Raw genomic sequence first — 16,618 nt, 5'->3', positions numbered from 1 at the left:
GCTTGCCTATACGGATGGCAGCAGCAATAAGATGCATTGCAATTGAAAACCTTGGGGAGAGGTTCGTGACCAGATCGCTGTTTGCCGCCATCGCACTGCCCGCGCTCGTCCTCGCCACGCCGGCGCTTGCCGATACGCACATGATCGCGCCGGGCGAGGGCGCGCAGGAACGCCTGCAGGAAGCGCTGATCCTCGCCGAGCCGGGCGACGAGATCGTGCTCGAGCCGGGGCGCTACGCGCTCTCCGACGGGCTCAGCCTCGATGTCGACGGGGTGACGCTGCGCGGCGCGGGAATGCAGGCCTCGGTGCTCGATTTCAGCGGCCAGCAGGGCGCGGGCGAGGGGCTGCTGGTCACCTCGGACAACGTCACCCTGCGCGATTTCGCGGTCGAGAACCCCAAGGGCGACGGGATCAAGTCGAAGGGTGCGGACAATATCGTCTATCACGCGATCCGCGTCACCTGGACTCGCGGGCCCGACGAGAACAACGGCGCCTACGGCATCTACCCGGTCGAGAGCACCGGCGTGCTGGTCGATGCGAGCGAGGTCACGGGCGCGTCGGATGCCGGCATCTATGTCGGCCAGTCGTCGAAGATCACCGTGCGCAATTCGGTCGCGACCGACAACGTCGCCGGGATCGAGATCGAGAACAGCCGCGACGCGATCGTCGAGGGCAATTTCGTGTCCCGCAACACCGGCGGTATCCTCGTCTTCGACCTGCCGAACCTGCCGGTGATGGGCGGCGGCAACGTGCTGATCCGCAACAACCTGGTGATCGCCAACGACACCGACAATTTCGCGCCCGCGGGCAATATCGTCGCCAGCGTACGACGCGGCACCGGGGTGATGGTGATGGCGAACGAGAACGTCTGGCTGCAGGATAATCTCATCCGCGGCAACGAGACCGCCGAGGTCATGGTGATCGCCTACCCGCTCTCGTTCGACGATCCGGACTACAATCCCTATCCGCGCGACGTGGTGGTCGCCGACAACGTGCTGGGCGAAGGCGGCACCGATCCCGATATCGAAGGCGGCGAGATGCTTGTCGCCGCGTTAGGCGGCAAACTTCCGCCGATCCTGTGGGACGGCCTCGAGGAGAACGAGGAACGCTTCGCGCTGCTGGTCCATCCCGACCTCACGGGCTGGACGCTCAACCTTCAGCGCCAGGGCCAGCGGATCGAGGAAGCGCAGCCGGGGCCGCTCGATGCGCCCGCATACGGTCAGGGCTGGAGCATCGAGGGCTGGGGCGCCCCGGAAGAACTCGAGGCGCGGCTGAAGTGATCGCGCGCGCCGCCCTGCTGGCCTCGCTGGCGCTGGCGACCGCGGCGGTCGCCGCGCCGCGCACACCCCAGACGGCAATGGCGCCCGTCAGCGACGTCGCGGTGATGGAGGGCATGCCGCGCCTGCTGTCCGAATATGCCTTCTTCACCGACCTGCGCGAGCAGAACCCGACCTGGCAGGTGGTGCCCTATCGCTTGAACACGCCGTTGTGGTCGGACGGAGCGGACAAGCTGCGCTTCGCCTACATTCCGGAGGGCAAGCAGTTGTCGGCGGACGGAGAGGGCCTGCTCGGCTTCCCCGTCGGCAGCGCATTGATCAAGACCTTCGCCTTTGGCGAGGGCGACGAACGGCGCCTGATCGAAACGCGGGTGCTGCTTCACCGCGCGGATGGCTGGCTGGCGCTGCCCTATCTGTGGAACGAGGAGCAAACCGACGCGAAGCTGGCGCTGGCCGGGGCGCGGGTCGAGGTCGTGACGCCGCAGGGCGAGGCGATCAGCTACCGCGTGCCGAACAAGAACCAGTGCAAGGAATGCCACTCGGTCGACGGCGCGGTGGTGCCGATCGGGCCAAAGGCGCGCAACCTGTCGGATCAATGGCTGGCCGGCCGCTACGAGGCGGATACGCTCGATGCCGTGCCGAGGGTCGCAGTCCGCCTGCCGCTGTGGGAAGCGCGGAAGGAGGCCACGCCCGAAGCGGTCGCGCGCGCCTATCTCGACGTCAATTGCGCCCATTGCCACCGCCCCGGCGGATCGGCCTCGAATTCGGGGCTCGACCTGCGCTGGGGGCAGGACGATCCGGTGAAGATCGGCATCCGAAAGCGCCCCGTCGCCGCGGGGCGCGGTTCGGGCGGACTGGCCTTTTCGATCGCGCCGGGCGATCCCGCCGCTTCGATCATCCTCCACCGGATGGAAAGCCTCGAGCCGGGGGTGGCGATGCCCGAACTCGGCAGGTCGACCGTCGACGAGGAAGGCGTTGCCGCCGTGCGCGCCTGGATCGAGGGAATGGACAAATGAAGTTGTTCTGGCGTGTCCTCGGCGCCTTGGCGGCGGTGCTCGTGGTCGCCTTCCTCGTGCTCCGCACGCCTGACACCGATGCGGCCGAAATGCGCGCCAAATATGGCGGTACGCCCTCGCAGTTCGTGACCCTAGAGAACGACATGACCGTCCACCTGCGCGACGAAGGCCCGCGCGATTCGCCCGCGATCGTGCTGCTCCACGGTTCGAATGCGGACCTGCACACCTGGCAGGCATGGGTCGACGGGCTGCGCGAGGATTATCGCGTGATCCGCTTCGACCAGCGCGGCCACGGCCTGACCGGCCCGGGCGCGCGCGATAGCTATGCGCTCGAGGATTTCGTCGCCGACCTCGACTTGGTCGCCGACGAGCTGGGTCTCGAGCGCTTCGTCCTCGGCGGCAATTCAATGGGCGGCTGGATCGCGGCGGGCTATGCGATGGAACATCCCGGCTGGCTCGACGGGCTGGTCCTCGTCGACGCCGCGGGCGCCCCGGTCGAGCGCGAGGGCGGGGGCAATCTCGCCTTCACGATCGCGCGCATGCCCGTGATCGGCGCTGCCATGAGCCAGCTCCTGCCGCGCTCGCTCGTTGAGCGAAGCCTGTCGCAAAGCGTCTCCAACCAGGCGGTGGTCACGCCCGAAGCGGTCGACCGCTATTGGGAACTCGCGCGCTACCCCGGCAACCGAGCCGCCACCCGCGCGCGTTTCTCCAATACGCGCATGGCTTTCGATGCGAAGGCTGTTGCCGCGCTCGAGATCCCGACCCTGGTCATCTGGGGCGAGGAGGATGCGCTGATCCCGGTCGCGGCGGCGCGCTGGTACGACGAGCGCCTGCCGCAGAGCACGCTCGCGATTTATGCGGGCATCGGCCATCTGCCGATGGAGGAGACGCCGAAACGCTCGCTTGCCGATCTCAGAACATGGCTAAATACCGTTTACCCTTCTCCCGCACCAAAGTGATGAAAGAAAGTTTCATCGGTTATCCGTTTTTTATACCCAAACGGCAAATTCGAGGTGGACTCGGCGCAATCAAATTGTGAGATTGGCCGGTGTTGATTTCGATCGACGGGACTGAAACCCTGCGTTCTGCGGGGGCAATTGGAGGGTCTACATGAATACCAAGATTTTGCTCGGCCTCGCGGCCGCAACCGGCGCGCTGTGCGCCGCAACCCCGGCCGCCGCACAGGCGATCCCCAACAGCTATATCTGTTCGTTCGACAAGGCGCAGGTGAACAAGGGGCAGGTGCGCGCCGAAGCGGTGCGCTCGGCCAACGCCCAGGGCGGGCAGGTCAAGTTCGTTTACGAACACTCGATCCGTGGGTTCGCCGTGAACATTTCCGCCCAGGGCGCGGCGCGCCTCCAGGCGATGGGCAAGATCAAGAATTGCGAACAGGACCAGGTCGCCAAGATCGTCCTGCAGGGCAGGGGCAAGCCCGGCGGCGGTGGTGGCGGGAGCGATCCGGCCCAGACCACGCCGTGGGGCATCGCCCGCGTCGGGGGACCGGGCGGGACCAGCTCGGCCACCGCCTGGATCATCGATAGCGGGATCGATCTCGACCACCCCGACCTCAATGTCGATGTGTCGCGCTCGGTCAATTACACGCGCGACAAGAGCGCGGACGACCTCAACGGCCACGGCACGCACGTTGCGGGTACGGTCGCCGCGATCGACAACGGCATCGGCGTCGTCGGCGTCGCTCCGGGCACCACCGTCGTCGCGGTCAAGGTACTCGATCGCCGCGGTTCGGGCTCCTATTCGGGCGTCATCGCGGGGATCGACTACGTCGCGGCCAACGGCTCGAATGGCGACGTTGCCAATATGAGCCTCGGCGGCGGTTACAGCGCAGAGCTCAATGCGGCGGTCGAAGCTGCGGCGGCGACCGGGGTCAAGTTCGTGCTCGCGGCCGGCAACGAGAGCACCGATGCGGCGACCAAGTCGCCGGCCTCGGCCAACGGTCCGAACGTCTACACGATCTCGTCCTTCGCCCAGGGCGACAACTGGTCGAGCTTCTCGAACTACGGCAACCCGCCGGTCGACTTCGCGGAACCGGGTTCGGCGATCCTGTCGACCTACAAGGACGGCGGTTACGCCACGCTTTCGGGCACGTCGATGGCGTCTCCGCACGCTGCCGGCATCCTGCTGCTCGGCGGAATTCGCGCTGGCGGCACCGTCTCGGGCGACCCGGACGGCAACCCCGATACGATCGGCGTGCGCTGATCGCATCACGTGAATGAGGATTAGGGGCGGCGCGTCGCTGGACGCGCCGCCCCTTTCCTGTCTAGGGCAGCGCAAAATCGCTGGAGGAAAGATTGCGCAAACTCGGATTGATCGGCGGGATGAGCTGGATCTCGACCCGCATGTACTATGAGCAGCTCAATCGCCGGATCCAGAAGGCTCGCGGCACCGAACACAGCGCGCCGTTGCTGATCGAAAGCCTCGATTTCGCGCAGCCGCGTCGTTTCGTGCGCGAAACCAGCTGGCAGGAATTGGCCGATTTCGTCGCCCCGTCCGCGCAGCGTCTCGAACAGGCGGGCGCGACCGCGATCCTGATCGCCGCCAATTCGGTGCACCGGGTCTACGACGACATCCAGGCCGCGGTCGACATTCCCGTGATCCACGTCGCCGACGAGATTGCCGACCGCGTCAATGCCGATGATTCCGGGGTCGCCGCGCTGCTCGGCGCGCGCCACGTGATGACCGGCAATTTCTATCGCGATCGCCTGACCGAGCATGGCCTCCAGTTGATCGAGCCAGAGGAAGAGGTCGTCGCCGAGATCGACGAGATCATCGATACCGAGCTCATGCTCGGCAAGGCGACCAAGGATTCGATGCGCGACATGAAGACGATCATCACCAATCTCGAGCGGCGCGGGGCGGAGGCGATCATCCTCGGCTCGACCGAGCTCGAGATGATTGTAGACGTCGATGCCAACATCATGCCGATTTACGACAGCACGGCGATCCATTGCGAGGCCGGGGCGGAGTGGATCCTGGGCGGCTGAGGCTGCGGTGAAACACCTGTCCCATCTCGCGAGCGATCCGGCAGCCACTCGCGGGCGCGAATTCCTCGCCGACGAGAACCTCCAGCGCGGCCCCCGCAGCGTGTTCCAGCGCGACCGCGACCGGATCGTGCATTCGATCGCGTTCCGGCGGCTGCGGCACAAGACGCAGGTCTTCGTCGCGCCCGACGGCGATCACTACCGCGTGCGGCTGACCCACAGCCTCGAGGTTGCGCAGGTCGCGCGCACGATCGCGCGCACGCTCGGGCTCGACGAGGATTTGACCGAGGCGCAGAGCCTGGCGCACGATATCGGCCATCCCCCCTTCGGCCATGCCGGCGAGAAGGCCTTGGACGATGCGCTGTTCACCCGCGGCGGATGGGATCACAACGCGCAGACGCTGCGCACGCTGATGCGGCTCGAAAGCCCCTATATCGAGCATCCGGGCCTCAACCTGACCTGGGAGTCGCTCGAGGGGCTGGCCAAGCATAACGGGCCGGTGGCCGATCCCGATCCGGCGCTCGCCGCGCTCGACGAGGCCTATCCGCTCGCGCTCGGCGACTGGCCCTCGCTCGAGGCACAGATTGCGGCGATCTCGGACGATATCGCCTACGACAACCACGACATCGACGACGGGTTGCGCGCGGGCTTCCTCGAAATGGACCAGCTGCTCGCGCTCGATTTCGTCGCCGATCGCTGGCGGGCGATCGAGCGGCGCTTCCCGAATGCCTCGGCCGAATTGCGCCAGCGAGAGCTCGTCCGCAGCCAGATCGGCTGGATGGTCAACGACGTGCTCGAGGAAACCCGCAGGCGCTGCGCGGGGATCGACTGCGTCGCCGACGTGCGCGCCGCCGGTCGCCAACTGGTCGGGTTCTCTGACGAGGTTACGGCGCAGGAACGCGCGCTCAAATCCTTCATGTACGAGACCGTCTACTACCACCCCGAGCAGCAGGCGGCGGCGCGCACCGCGAAGGGCGTGATCGAGGCGCTCTACGAAGCTTATGCCGCCGACCCCTCGCTGATGGCCGAGGGCTGGCGCGACGTGCCCGCGGAGGCCGCCGCACGCGCGCGCCACATCGCCGATTTCATCGCCGGGATGACCGATCGTTATGCCATCGACGCCTATCGCCGAATCACCGGCATTTCGCCCGAAGGATTGCAGAATGTCTGATCCCGTGCGGCTGACTCTGGTCGGTGCGACCGGCCTCGTCGGATCGGAAATGATCGCCGCCGCCGTCGGCCGCTGCGACTATCGGTTCAGCGCGGTGATCCGGCGCGAGGTCGCCTTTCCGCGCGGTGCGCGGATGGAGGCGGTGCTCGCCGATCCCGCCGACTGGCCGAGCGCGATCGCCGCGACCGCGCCGCAGGTCTTCGCCTGCGCGCTCGGCACGACCTGGCGGCAGGCGGGCAAATCTGAAGAGGCGTTCCGCGCGGTCGACGAGCGGCTGGTGCTCGACAGCGCCCGCGCCGCGCGCGCCGCCGGGGCGACGCGCGCCATCGTCGTCTCCTCCACCGGGGCGGACCGGCATGCGAAGAATTTCTACCTCCGGGTGAAGGGCGAGGTCGAGAAGGCGCTGGGCGAAATCGGGTTCGAGCGGCTCGACATCCTGCGTCCCGGGCTGCTCAGGGGCGCGCGCGGCGGCGACCGGCGGACAATGGAACGGCTCGGAATCCTCGCCAGCCCACTCACCGACCTGCTGCTCCACGGCAAGTATCGCCAGTACCGCTCGATCCCCGCGCGGATGGTAGCCGAGGCCATGCTGCAACTGGCCGGCGAGACCGCGCGCGGGCGGCAGGTCCACGACAATGACGCAATCCGCCGTCAGGCCCTGCGCTTTCGCCGGAAATCGTAGTTCCTCGCGATTGACAGCCATCGCGGTCACGGCCAGTGATCGCGCATCGCTGAACCGCGCGGGAGAGTGCTCTCGATTCGGATTCCGGACCGAGAGACGCCGAAGGAGCAACCGCCCCGGAATCTCTCAGGCGCAAGGGACCGCGCGGGGCGCATGCGAACTCTGGAAAGCGCCGCTCACGGGTGGCCACCGAAGGGGTAAGCGCGGGATTTCCCGCGTAATCTCTCAGGTCAAACGACAGAGGGGGCTCTGGAAAGTGCGGGTGCGCCCGCGAAGGAGCCTTGCGTGACCGCCGAAGCCGACAATTCCCCCGAAGACGTGATCGAGACCCAGAACCTGCCACTCGATGCCTGGCATCGCGAACGGGACGCACGGATGGTCGAATTCGCCGGCTATCACATGCCGATCCAGTATGAGGGAATCATCGCCGAACACCTCTGGACGCGCGAGCATGCCGGCCTGTTCGACGTCTCGCATATGGGCCAGCTCAGCGTCAGCGGCGAAGGCGCGGTCGAGGCGCTCGAAGCGATCATGCCGGGCGATTTCGCGATCCTGAAGCCGGGGCGGATGCGCTATTCGATGTTGCTCGACGAGGACGGCGGGGTGCTCGACGACCTGATGGTCACCAACGCCGGCGATCACTACGCGCTGGTCGTCAACGGCGCGTGCAAGTGGGACGATATCGGTTTCCTGCGCGAACACCTGCCCGACGAGATCACGCTCACCCATCACGAGGATCAGGCACTACTCGCGTTGCAGGGGCCCGAGGCGGCAGTCGCGCTGGCGCGGATCACCCCGATGGTCGACGAGCTGAAATTCATGCAGGCCGGGCTCGCGGATTGGAACGGCACCCCGCTGTGGATCAGCCGCTCTGGCTATACCGGCGAAGACGGGTTCGAGATCTCGGTCCCCGCGGACAAGGCATGGGCGCTGGCCGAAGCGCTGGTCGCGATGGACGAGGTCAAGCCGATCGGGCTCGGCGCGCGCGACAGCCTGCGCCTCGAAGCCGGGCTCCCGCTCTACGGCCACGACCTCACCACCGACAGCGAACCGGTGAGCGCCGGGCTGACCTTCGCGATAAGCAAGCGTCGCCGCGCCGAAGGGGGCTTCCACGGCGCCGATCGCATCCTGAAACTGCTCGAAAACGGGACCGAAACCAAGCGCGTCGGGCTCGCGCTCGACGGCCGCCGTGCCGCGCGCGAGGGCGATGCGATCATGGCCGGCGACACGCAGGTCGGCACCGTCACCAGCGGCGGGTTCGCGCCCAGCCTCGGCCATCCGATCGCGATGGGCTATGTCGCCTCCGACCGCGCCGGGACCGGCACCGAACTCGAGATCGACGTGCGCGGCAAGCGGCTTGCCGCCACGGTCGTCACAATGCCTTTCGTACCCAACCGCTATTTCCGCTGAGGAGACAGTCAAATGCCCCGTTACTTTACCGAGGATCATGAGTGGATCGACGTTGACGGCGATGTCGGCACCGTCGGTATCACCGACTATGCGCAGAGCCAGCTGGGCGACATCACCTTCGTCGAATTGCCGGAGAAGGGCGATACGCTGAAAAAGGGCGACGCTCCGTGCGTGGTCGATTCGGTGAAGGCCGCCAGCGATGTCTATGCGCCGGTCTCGGGCGAGGTGGTCGAGGTCAATGGCGACCTCGACGGCGAACCCGAACTGGTCAACAACGACGCCGAGGGCGACGGCTGGTTCTTCAAGATCCGCCTCTCCAACGCCGACGAGTTGTCGGGCCTCATGGACGAGGACAAGTATTCGAGCTTCGTCGACAATCTGTGACGAAATTCCCCTCCCGCTGGCGGGAGGGGCAGGGGGTGGGCATGGGCCGCAAGTCCCACCCCGCTGCGACTGAAACCGTTTCGCGGCTCGCGTCTCGCTCCCCTCCCGAAGGCGGGAGGGCAGACTGGGGAAGAAAATGCGTTACCTGCCACTGACCGACGACAACCGCCGCGAGATGCTCGAAGCGATCGGCGCGAGGGAAATCGACGACCTGTTCGTCGACGTGCCCGCCGAAGCGCAGCTTAAGGGCGATATCGAGGGCCTGCCCAAGCAGGCCAGCGAGATGGCGGTCGAAAAGCACATGCGGCGATTGAGCAAGAAGAACCTCGCCGCGAACGACGCGCCGTTCTTCCTCGGCGCGGGAGCCTATCGCCACCATGTCCCGGCGAGCGTCGACCACCTTATCCAGCGCGGCGAGTTCCTGACCGCCTACACGCCCTACCAGCCCGAGATCGCGCAGGGCACGCTGCAGGTATTGTTCGAATTCCAGACGCAGGTCGCGCGGATGTTCGGCACCGACATCGCCAACGCCTCGCTCTACGACGGGTCGACCGCCTGCTGGGAAGCGATCGTGATGGCCGGGCGGATCACGCGCAAATCGCGCGCCGTGCTCGCACATGGCCTTCACCCGCATTACGTCTCGACCGCGCAGACCATGGCGAAGTTCACCAAGGACGAGTTGTTCTCGGGCGCGCCCGATCTCGATGCCGATTGTGACGAGGACGCGATCATCGCCCAGATCGACGACAGGACCTCGTGCGTCGTGGTGCAGTATCCCGACATCCTCGGCCGCATTCCCGACCTCGCAAAGATCGCCGACGCCGCGCACGACAGGGGCGCGCTGCTGGTCGCGGTGGTGACCGAGCCGGTCGCGCTCGGTCTGATCGAAGCGCCCGGCGCGCTGGGCGCGGATATTGTTGTCGGCGAAGGCCAGTCGCTTGGCGTCGGCCTCAACTTCGGCGGACCCTATCTCGGCCTGTTCGGCTGCCGCGAGAAATTCGTCCGCCAGATGCCTGGGCGGCTTTGTGGCGAGACCGTCGACGCCGACGGCAAGCGCGGTTTCGTGCTGACGCTTTCGACCCGCGAGCAGCATATCCGGCGCGAGAAGGCGACTTCGAATATCTGCACCAATTCAGGTCTTTGTGCGCTCGCCTTCAGCATTCACATGACGCTGCTGGGCGGGGCAGGGCTCGAGACGCTGGCGCGCATCAACCACTCGCGTGCGCGGCTCGCGGCGCAGCGGCTGGGCGACGTGAAGGGGGTGCGCGTGCTCAACGACGTCTACTTCAACGAGTTCACCATCGTGCTGCCGTCCGATGCGCGCGAAGTGGTGCGCGAACTGGCCGAACGCGGCGTGCTCGGCGGGGTATCGCTGGGCCGCCTCTATCCCGACGAGGAGGCGCTCGCGAACGGCCTCGTCGTCGCGGTTACCGAAACCTGCACCCCCGAGGACATCGAGACATTCGCCACCACCCTGAGCGCGGTACTCGAAGGAGAAGCGGCATGAACGCGCCCAACGCATCCGGCTGGAAGCCCGCCATGGGCGATGGCAGTGGAGAAGCCGCCCCGACCAGCAGCGGCGACGCCGCGCTGATGCTCGAGGAGAAGCTGATCTTCGAACTCGCGGGCTGCGACACGACCGGCGTCGATTTCGACGAGCAGCCGGGCGAGATCGATCCCGCGCTGGGCCGGTTCGCGCGCAAGCAAAGGGCTCAGCTGCCCGGCCTCAGCGAGCCCGAAACGGTGCGCCACTACACCCGCCTCAGCCGCCAGAACTATGCGATCGACCTCGGTCCGTTCCCGCTCGGCTCGTGCACGATGAAGCACAATCCGCGCCTCAACGAGAAGGTCGCGCGGATGCCCGGCTTCGCCGATGTTCACCCGCTCCAGCCGGTCGACACCGTGCGCGGCGCGTTCGAAGTGATGAACGAGCTCGCGCACTGGCTGATCGAGCTGACAGGGATGCACGGCGTCGCGATGAGCCCCAAGGCGGGTGCGCACGGCGAATTGTGCGGAATCCTCTGCATCCGGGCCGCGCTCGAGGCGCAGGGCGATGCACGCGAGGTGATCCTCGTCCCCGAAAGCGCGCATGGGACCAATCCTGCGACTGCGGCCTTCGCCGGCTACAAGGTCGAGGCAATCCCCGCGACCAAGGAGGGGCGCGTCGACCTCGCCAAGTTGAAGGAACGGCTCGGTCCCGACGTCGCGGGCGTGATGATCACCAATCCGAACACTTGCGGGCTGTTCGAGCGCGACATGAAGGCGATCTCCGACGCGGTGCACGCGGCGGGCGGTTACGTCTATTGCGACGGGGCCAATTTCAACGCGATCGTCGGGAAGGTGCGCCCGGGCGACCTCGGCGTCGACGCGATGCACATCAACCTCCACAAGACCTTCTCGACCCCGCATGGCGGCGGTGGCCCGGGCTCCGGGCCGGTGGTGTTGTCCGAGGCGCTTTCGCCCTACGGGCCGTTGCCCTTCACCGCGCGGATGGAGGACGGCACGGTCCACCTCGTCGAGGAGGAAAGCCTCAAGGAATTCGACCACGCCAAGAGCTTCGGCCGGATGGCGGCGTTCCACGGCCAGATGGGCATGTTCACCCGGGCGCTGACCTATATCCTTAGCCATGGCGCCGACGGGCTGCGGCAGGTGGCCGAGGATTGCGTGCTCAACGCCAATTACGTGCTGCGCCGGCTCGAGGACACGCTCGACGCGCCCTACGGTGCCAGCGGCCCGTGCATGCACGAGGCGCTGTTCAGCGATGACGGGCTGGCCGAGGGTTTCTCGACGCTCGACATCGCCAAGGGGCTAATCGACGAGGGCTTCCACCCGATGACGGTCTATTTCCCGCTGGTGGTGCACGGTGCGATGCTGGTCGAGCCGACCGAGACCGAGAGCAAGGACGGCCTCGACCGGTTGATCGAGAGCATCCGCCACGTCGCGCAGCGCGCCAAGGACGGCGACGAGGCGCTCCACGGCGCTCCGTATTACGCGCCGCGCCGCCGCCTCGACGAGACGCAGGCCGCGCGCAAGCCGGTGCTGGCATGGCAGGGCGAGCCGGGCGTGCCGCGCATCCCCACTCCCAGCGAAGTCGGGGACCGCTAGGGCATGTGGGACGCGCTGTTCTCGGCGACCAACTTGGTCGCTGTGGCGGGATGGGGCGTCCTGATCCTTGCGCCGCGCACCGAAGCCTTGCGGCGCTTCGTGCTGACGGTGCCGATCGCACTGCTCTGCGCGACCTATGCAGTGCTGCTGCTCGGTCTCTCGTCGGGCTCGTTCGACCCCGAGGGCAGCGCGGGCGGCATGTCCGAGCTGTTGGCGAACTATTCGGTCGACGGGATCATGCAACTGTTCCAGTCGCGCGGCGGGGTCGTGGTCGGCTGGACGCATTACCTCGCCTTCGACCTGATGGTCGGCTGGTGGATCGCGGGTGACGCCGATGCGCGCGCCATCCCGCGCTGGTCGCAGGCGGGGATACTGCTCGCGACCCTCATGGCCGGACCGCTCGGCCTCGCGATCTACCTTTTCTACCGCGCGACCCGGCCCGGTATGGAGACCGACGATGCCGCTGGTTGACGACGACAGTCCGCAGGTCCGATTTCCGCCGCCGCTGATTTACTTCGGCTGCCTGTTGCTCGGGCTGTGGGCGGGCCGCACGCTCGAATGGCCGGTGCTCGTGGGAGCCTGGCCCCAAACGCTCGGCTGGGTGCTGGTAGGGCTCGGCAGCGTGCTGATCGGCGCGGCACTCGGCTGGTTCTTTTCGGCCGGGACGAACCCCGAACCGTGGAAGCGCGACAGCGCGCTGGTGACCAAGGGGTTCTACCGGATCACGCGCAATCCGATGTATCTCGGCATGGCATTCGCCTCCTTCGGCATCGCGCTGGTGTTCGGAAGCTTCGGCGCGATGATCGGCACGGTCGTGGCGGTGCTGCTGGTCGACCGTTTCGTGATCGCGCGCGAGGAACGCCATCTCGCGCATGTCTTCGGCGAGGATTACGCGGCATATCGCAAGCGCGTGCGGCGCTGGATCTGAGCCGCATGGGGCCGCCCAGTTCTCCCGCCGCCCTCCGCAATCGCGAACCGATTGCCGACATCCTCGCCGACGAACTCCCCGAGACCGGCCTGGTGCTCGAAATCGCCAGCGGGGGCGGCGAGCACGCAACCTATTTCGCCGAGCGATTCCCCGCGCTCGAATGGCAGCCGACCGATCGCGACGAGCAAGCACGGCTGGCAATGCTCGCGCGCTTCGCAGAAGAAGCGCGTGACAATCTTCGCGGTCCGCTCGGGCTCGATGCAGCGCTGGGACGATGGCCGGTCGAAAGCGCCGCCGCTTTGCTCTGCATCAACATGGTCCATATCAGCCCTTGGCCCGCCACGGTCGGCCTGTTCGAGGGCGCGGCGAGGGTGCTCGCCGCCGAAGCGCCGCTGATCGTCTACGGACCGTTCTTCGAGGCGCGGACCGAGACAGCCATGTCGAACGTCGAATTCGACCACAGCCTGCGCAGCCGCGATCCGCGCTGGGGCCTGCGCCCGCGCGAGGATCTCGACAGGCTGGCGGATCGCTCGGGCTTCGACCTGTCGCGGCGCGTCGAAATGCCCGCGAACAACCTGCTGCTGGTCTATCGCAAGCGCGCATGAAAAAGGCCGGCGCAATGGCCGGCCTTCTCGACTGTTATCGGAGCGTGGCGATCAATCGATCGCGTCTTCACCGGCTTCGCCGACCGATTCGATGTCTTCGCCAAGACCCTTGACCGTGTTGCAGGCGGTCGTGCCGAAGGCGAGAGCTGCCACACCGGTGGCAATAATAATCTTGCGAACCATTGTATTATCCTTCCTGTATGGCGCATCTGCTGCGCAATGGCAGGTCAACGGCTTCACATGACTTAGGTTCCGCCGACGGTCTTGCGCCGAGCGAGGTGGCGTTCGCGCAGGACGATGATCGTGCCCGCCGCGATGATCAGCGGCGCGCCCAGCCACAATGCAGGCCCCGGCAGGCGATCCCAGAACAGCCAGCCATAGGCGGTCGCCCAGACCAGCGCGGTGTAATCCATCACGATCACCGTCGCCGCCGAACCGAACCGCAGGCTCGTGGTCAGCAGCAATTGCCCCGCCGCGCCGGTCAGGCCGACACCGCCGAGCAGGAGCCACCCAGTCGCGTCGTGCGCGCTAGCGAAGAAGGGCAGGAACAGCGCCAGCAGCGGCAGGGTCAGCATGCAGAACCAGAACACGATGCCCTGCGCGGTCTCGGTGCGGTTCAGATCCTGGATCTGGATCGAGACCAGCGCGATCATGAACGCGCCGCCGAGCCCGATCGCGACCCCGAATGGATCGATCGTCGCATTGCCGGGCTGGGTCACGATCAGGATGCCGGCGAAACCGATCGCGACGGCCGTCCAGCGATAGCGGCCGATTTCCTCCTTGAGGAGCACCATGGCGAGGATCACCGCGAAGATCGGGGCGGTGAAATTGAGTGTCGTCGCCTCGGCCAGCGGGAGCAGCGTGACCGCACCGTAGACCAGTGCCATCCCGGTGATCCCGAATAGCGCGCGCACGAAATGGGCGGAGAAGCGGTTGGGCTTCAGGCTTGCGAGGTCGGCGACAATCAGGGTCCAGCCGAACACGATCGGCAGCGTGATCGCCTGTCGCCAGAACACGATTTCGGTGAGGTGGACGCCCGCTTCGCCGGCCAGCTTGACCAGCGCCGACATCGTCGCGAGCACCAACGCGGCGCAGATGCGGAGAATGACCGCCATGAGCGGGCGAGGGGCGGCGACGGTGGAATCCACGTCGCTGGCCTTAGCGACCACGCAATTCGGTGCAAGCCGGGCCGTTGCTATCGGCTATGCAGCGCCCATATGCGCGCGATGGATTTGAACGAGCTCTGGAGCCACATTCGCTTTGCCAGCCCCGCCACGCAGGCGGCGCTGTGGGCGCTCGGGCTGGTGCTGCTCGCGATATTCTCGATCTGGTCGGACAACCGCCGCGTGAAGCGTAGTTCGCCCGATGCGGTCGGCTTCATGCCGTGGACGTTTATCGCGCTGGCGTCGCTGTTCGTTGCCGCGGGCCTCGCGATCGCCGCGGTCAAGGGTTGGAAAGCGGCTTAGAGACAGGCTTCGAGGAACGCCTGGTCGAACCCGAACTGGCGGGCCTTCTCCAGCGTGTAGGGGCGCAGGCCGGACGATCGGTATTCGCCCATGATCTTGCCGTCCTCGCTCTCGTCGAGATATTCGAACTTGAACAGTTCCTGCGTCACGATCACGTCGCCTTCCATCCCGATCACCTCGGTGATGTTGGTGGTGCGGCGCGAACCGTCGCGCAGGCGCTTCACCTGCACGATCAAATCGACCGATTCGGCGATCTGGCGGCTGATGGCTTCTTTCGGGATCTTGATGTCGCCCATCAGGATCATGTTTTCCATACGGCCGAGGCATTCGCGCGGGCTGTTGGCGTGAAGCGTGCACATCGAACCGTCATGGCCGGTGTTCATCGCGGCGAGGAGGTCGAAACACTCCGCGCCACGAATTTCGCCGAGGATGATGCGGTCGGGGCGCATACGCAGCGCGTTCTTGACGAGGTCGCCGATCGTGATCGCGCCCTGGCCTTCGAGGTTCGGGGGGCGCGTTTCGAGCGGCAGCCAGTGCGGCTGCTGCAGGCGAAGTTCGGCGGCATCCTCGATCGTCAGCACGCGCTCGCCCGGGTCGATCATCTTGGACAGCGCGTTGAGCATCGTCGTCTTGCCCGAGCCGGTACCGCCCGAGATCACGACGTTCATCCGGCACGCGCCCGCGATCTTCAACGCGGTGCACATCTTCTCGCTCATCGAGCCGAAGCCCTTGAGCATGTCGAGCGTGATCGGCTTCTCGGAGAACTTACGAATCGAGAGCGCGGTGCCGCGCAGCGAAAGCGGCGGAACGATCACGTTGACACGGCTGCCGTCCTTGAGACGGGCGTCGGCGAGCGGCGTGGTCTGGTCGACGCGGCGACCGACCTGGTTCACGATCCGCTGGGCGATCTGGAACAGGTGCTGCTCGTCGCGGAAGCGGATCTGCGCGAGCTGCAGCTTGCCGTTCTTTTCGACGTAGGTCTGGTCGGGTCCGTTGACCATGATGTCCGAGACGTCGGGATCGTTGAGCAATTCCTCGAGCGGGCCGAAGCCGAGCAATTCGTCGACGAGGACCTTTTCGAGCGCGAACTGCTCGCGGCGGTTGAGCGTGACCTTGAGCTCGGCGAGCACCTCGAGGATGATCGGCCGGAATTCTTCCGACAGTTCATCCTTGGTCAGCGTGGCCGCCGCCTCGGGGTCGACACGTTCGAGCAGGCGCGGGAGCACCTGTTCCTTGATCTTGTGGACGCTGGCCTCGAAACCGTCCTGCGTCGCGGGCTGGTGGACGCTGTTCGAACGCTGGGCGAGCCGCTCCATCGCATCTCCGCCGCGCGGGTTCGCCGACGCGGGCGCATCACCGTCGGCATTGTCGCTCGGAAGCGGGGGAAACTGTTCGCCGCCGCCCGGTGCGGGCGCGTCTTCGTCGCGCTTGGGCGGGGGAGAGCCGCTACCCTTCATCGGGCGGGCGACACCGAAGCTCGGGCGTCCGCCACCCGGGCTGCCATTCCCTCCGCTCCTGCGTCCGAAAGCACTCATTCGCTGCCAATCCCGTTCATTGCGGCGGGCGACCCGCCTC

At 66.6% G+C, this 16,618-nt stretch carries 18 protein-coding genes and 2 riboswitches; of the genes, 15 read left to right on the top strand and 3 right to left on the bottom strand.

Annotation, left to right across the window (positions count from 1 at the left end):
- The first annotated feature begins 65 nt into the window (after window positions 1-65).
- The 14 genes from T8S45_RS06635 to T8S45_RS06570 all read left to right on the top strand — a co-directional run bounded on the left by T8S45_RS06635 (window position 66) and on the right by T8S45_RS06570 (window position 13,577).
- The gene (locus tag T8S45_RS06635) at window positions 66-1,280 is read left to right on the top strand and encodes a parallel beta-helix domain-containing protein (protein WP_322295116.1); all 1,215 of its coding nucleotides are present in this window, start codon (window positions 66-68) and stop codon (window positions 1,278-1,280) included.
- On the top strand, window positions 1,277-2,293 hold the full coding sequence (locus tag T8S45_RS06630) for an SO2930 family diheme c-type cytochrome (RefSeq protein ID WP_322295115.1): 1,017 nt from the start codon (window positions 1,277-1,279) through the stop codon (window positions 2,291-2,293). Before T8S45_RS06635 ends, T8S45_RS06630 begins: the two co-directional genes overlap by 4 nt.
- On the top strand, window positions 2,290-3,252 hold the full coding sequence (locus T8S45_RS06625; protein WP_322295114.1) for an alpha/beta fold hydrolase: 963 nt from the start codon (window positions 2,290-2,292) through the stop codon (window positions 3,250-3,252). Before T8S45_RS06630 ends, T8S45_RS06625 begins: the two co-directional genes overlap by 4 nt.
- 151 nt (window positions 3,253-3,403) lie before the next feature.
- Window positions 3,404-4,510 (top strand): S8 family serine peptidase, encoded by a 1,107-nt coding sequence (locus tag T8S45_RS06620; RefSeq protein ID WP_322295113.1) that lies wholly within the window; start codon window positions 3,404-3,406, stop codon window positions 4,508-4,510.
- A gap of 92 nt (window positions 4,511-4,602) precedes the next feature.
- The gene (locus tag T8S45_RS06615; protein WP_322295112.1) at window positions 4,603-5,295 is read left to right on the top strand and encodes an aspartate/glutamate racemase family protein; all 693 of its coding nucleotides are present in this window, start codon (window positions 4,603-4,605) and stop codon (window positions 5,293-5,295) included.
- A 7-nt stretch (window positions 5,296-5,302) separates the two neighbouring features.
- Window positions 5,303-6,463: a deoxyguanosinetriphosphate triphosphohydrolase gene (locus T8S45_RS06610; RefSeq protein WP_322295111.1), complete on the top strand. Its 1,161-nt coding sequence runs from the start codon at window positions 5,303-5,305 to the stop codon at window positions 6,461-6,463.
- Entirely contained in the window at window positions 6,456-7,145 is a 690-nt protein-coding gene (locus T8S45_RS06605) for an NAD(P)H-binding protein (protein ID WP_188642166.1), read from the top strand. The genes T8S45_RS06610 and T8S45_RS06605 overlap by 8 nt, the downstream gene beginning before the upstream one ends.
- A gap of 49 nt (window positions 7,146-7,194) precedes the next feature.
- Window positions 7,195-7,298: riboswitch (glycine riboswitch) on the top strand.
- A riboswitch (glycine riboswitch) is annotated at window positions 7,299-7,396 on the top strand.
- 34 nt (window positions 7,397-7,430) lie between these two features.
- A complete protein-coding gene (gcvT, locus tag T8S45_RS06600) occupies window positions 7,431-8,555 on the top strand; it encodes a glycine cleavage system aminomethyltransferase GcvT (RefSeq protein WP_322295110.1) in 1,125 nt (374 codons plus the stop codon).
- Between the two features lie 12 nt (window positions 8,556-8,567).
- Complete coding sequence (gene gcvH / locus T8S45_RS06595) at window positions 8,568-8,939, top strand: glycine cleavage system protein GcvH (RefSeq protein WP_188642164.1); 372 nt, start codon at window positions 8,568-8,570, stop codon at window positions 8,937-8,939.
- Between the two features lie 136 nt (window positions 8,940-9,075).
- A complete protein-coding gene (gene gcvPA, locus T8S45_RS06590) occupies window positions 9,076-10,446 on the top strand; it encodes an aminomethyl-transferring glycine dehydrogenase subunit GcvPA (protein ID WP_322295109.1) in 1,371 nt (456 codons plus the stop codon).
- Window positions 10,443-12,044, top strand: coding sequence for an aminomethyl-transferring glycine dehydrogenase subunit GcvPB (gene gcvPB / locus T8S45_RS06585; RefSeq protein ID WP_188642162.1), 1,602 nt, complete (start codon window positions 10,443-10,445; stop codon window positions 12,042-12,044). The genes gcvPA and gcvPB overlap by 4 nt, the downstream gene beginning before the upstream one ends.
- A 3-nt stretch (window positions 12,045-12,047) precedes the next feature.
- The gene (locus T8S45_RS06580) at window positions 12,048-12,515 is read left to right on the top strand and encodes an ABA4-like family protein (RefSeq protein ID WP_322295108.1); all 468 of its coding nucleotides are present in this window, start codon (window positions 12,048-12,050) and stop codon (window positions 12,513-12,515) included.
- The gene (locus T8S45_RS06575; protein ID WP_322295107.1) at window positions 12,502-12,972 is read left to right on the top strand and encodes a methyltransferase family protein; all 471 of its coding nucleotides are present in this window, start codon (window positions 12,502-12,504) and stop codon (window positions 12,970-12,972) included. The genes T8S45_RS06580 and T8S45_RS06575 overlap by 14 nt, the downstream gene beginning before the upstream one ends.
- Before the next feature lie 5 nt (window positions 12,973-12,977).
- Entirely contained in the window at window positions 12,978-13,577 is a 600-nt protein-coding gene (locus tag T8S45_RS06570; protein ID WP_322295106.1) for a DUF938 domain-containing protein, read from the top strand.
- A gap of 51 nt (window positions 13,578-13,628) precedes the next feature.
- Here T8S45_RS06570 and T8S45_RS06565 read toward each other — a convergent pair whose 3' ends face one another.
- Both T8S45_RS06565 and T8S45_RS06560 read right to left on the bottom strand, forming a co-directional pair.
- Window positions 13,629-13,760 carry an entericidin A/B family lipoprotein gene (locus T8S45_RS06565; protein WP_322295105.1) on the bottom strand — a complete coding sequence of 44 codons (132 nt, stop codon included), beginning with the start codon at window positions 13,758-13,760 and terminating at the stop codon, window positions 13,629-13,631.
- A gap of 62 nt (window positions 13,761-13,822) precedes the next feature.
- Window positions 13,823-14,725 carry a DMT family transporter gene (locus tag T8S45_RS06560; protein WP_322295104.1) on the bottom strand — a complete coding sequence of 301 codons (903 nt, stop codon included), beginning with the start codon at window positions 14,723-14,725 and terminating at the stop codon, window positions 13,823-13,825.
- A 78-nt stretch (window positions 14,726-14,803) separates the two neighbouring features.
- On the opposite strand from T8S45_RS06560, the gene T8S45_RS06555 reads away from it, so the two are divergent.
- Window positions 14,804-15,043, top strand: coding sequence for a hypothetical protein (locus T8S45_RS06555; protein ID WP_322295103.1), 240 nt, complete (start codon window positions 14,804-14,806; stop codon window positions 15,041-15,043).
- On the opposite strand, the gene T8S45_RS06550 is transcribed toward T8S45_RS06555, so the two are convergent.
- Window positions 15,040-16,578: a TadA family conjugal transfer-associated ATPase gene (locus T8S45_RS06550; RefSeq protein WP_322295102.1), complete on the bottom strand. Its 1,539-nt coding sequence runs from the start codon at window positions 16,576-16,578 to the stop codon at window positions 15,040-15,042. The genes T8S45_RS06555 and T8S45_RS06550 overlap by 4 nt on opposite strands.
- Window positions 16,579-16,618: the final 40 nt, after the last annotated feature.

The organism is Pseudoblastomonas marina, from assembly GCF_034374265.1.
GTDB classification, from domain to species: Bacteria; Pseudomonadota; Alphaproteobacteria; order Sphingomonadales; family Sphingomonadaceae; genus Alteriqipengyuania_A; species Alteriqipengyuania_A marina.
Note: the sequence above shows the minus strand (reverse complement) of the source record. Positions and strands in the feature narration are given on the sequence as shown.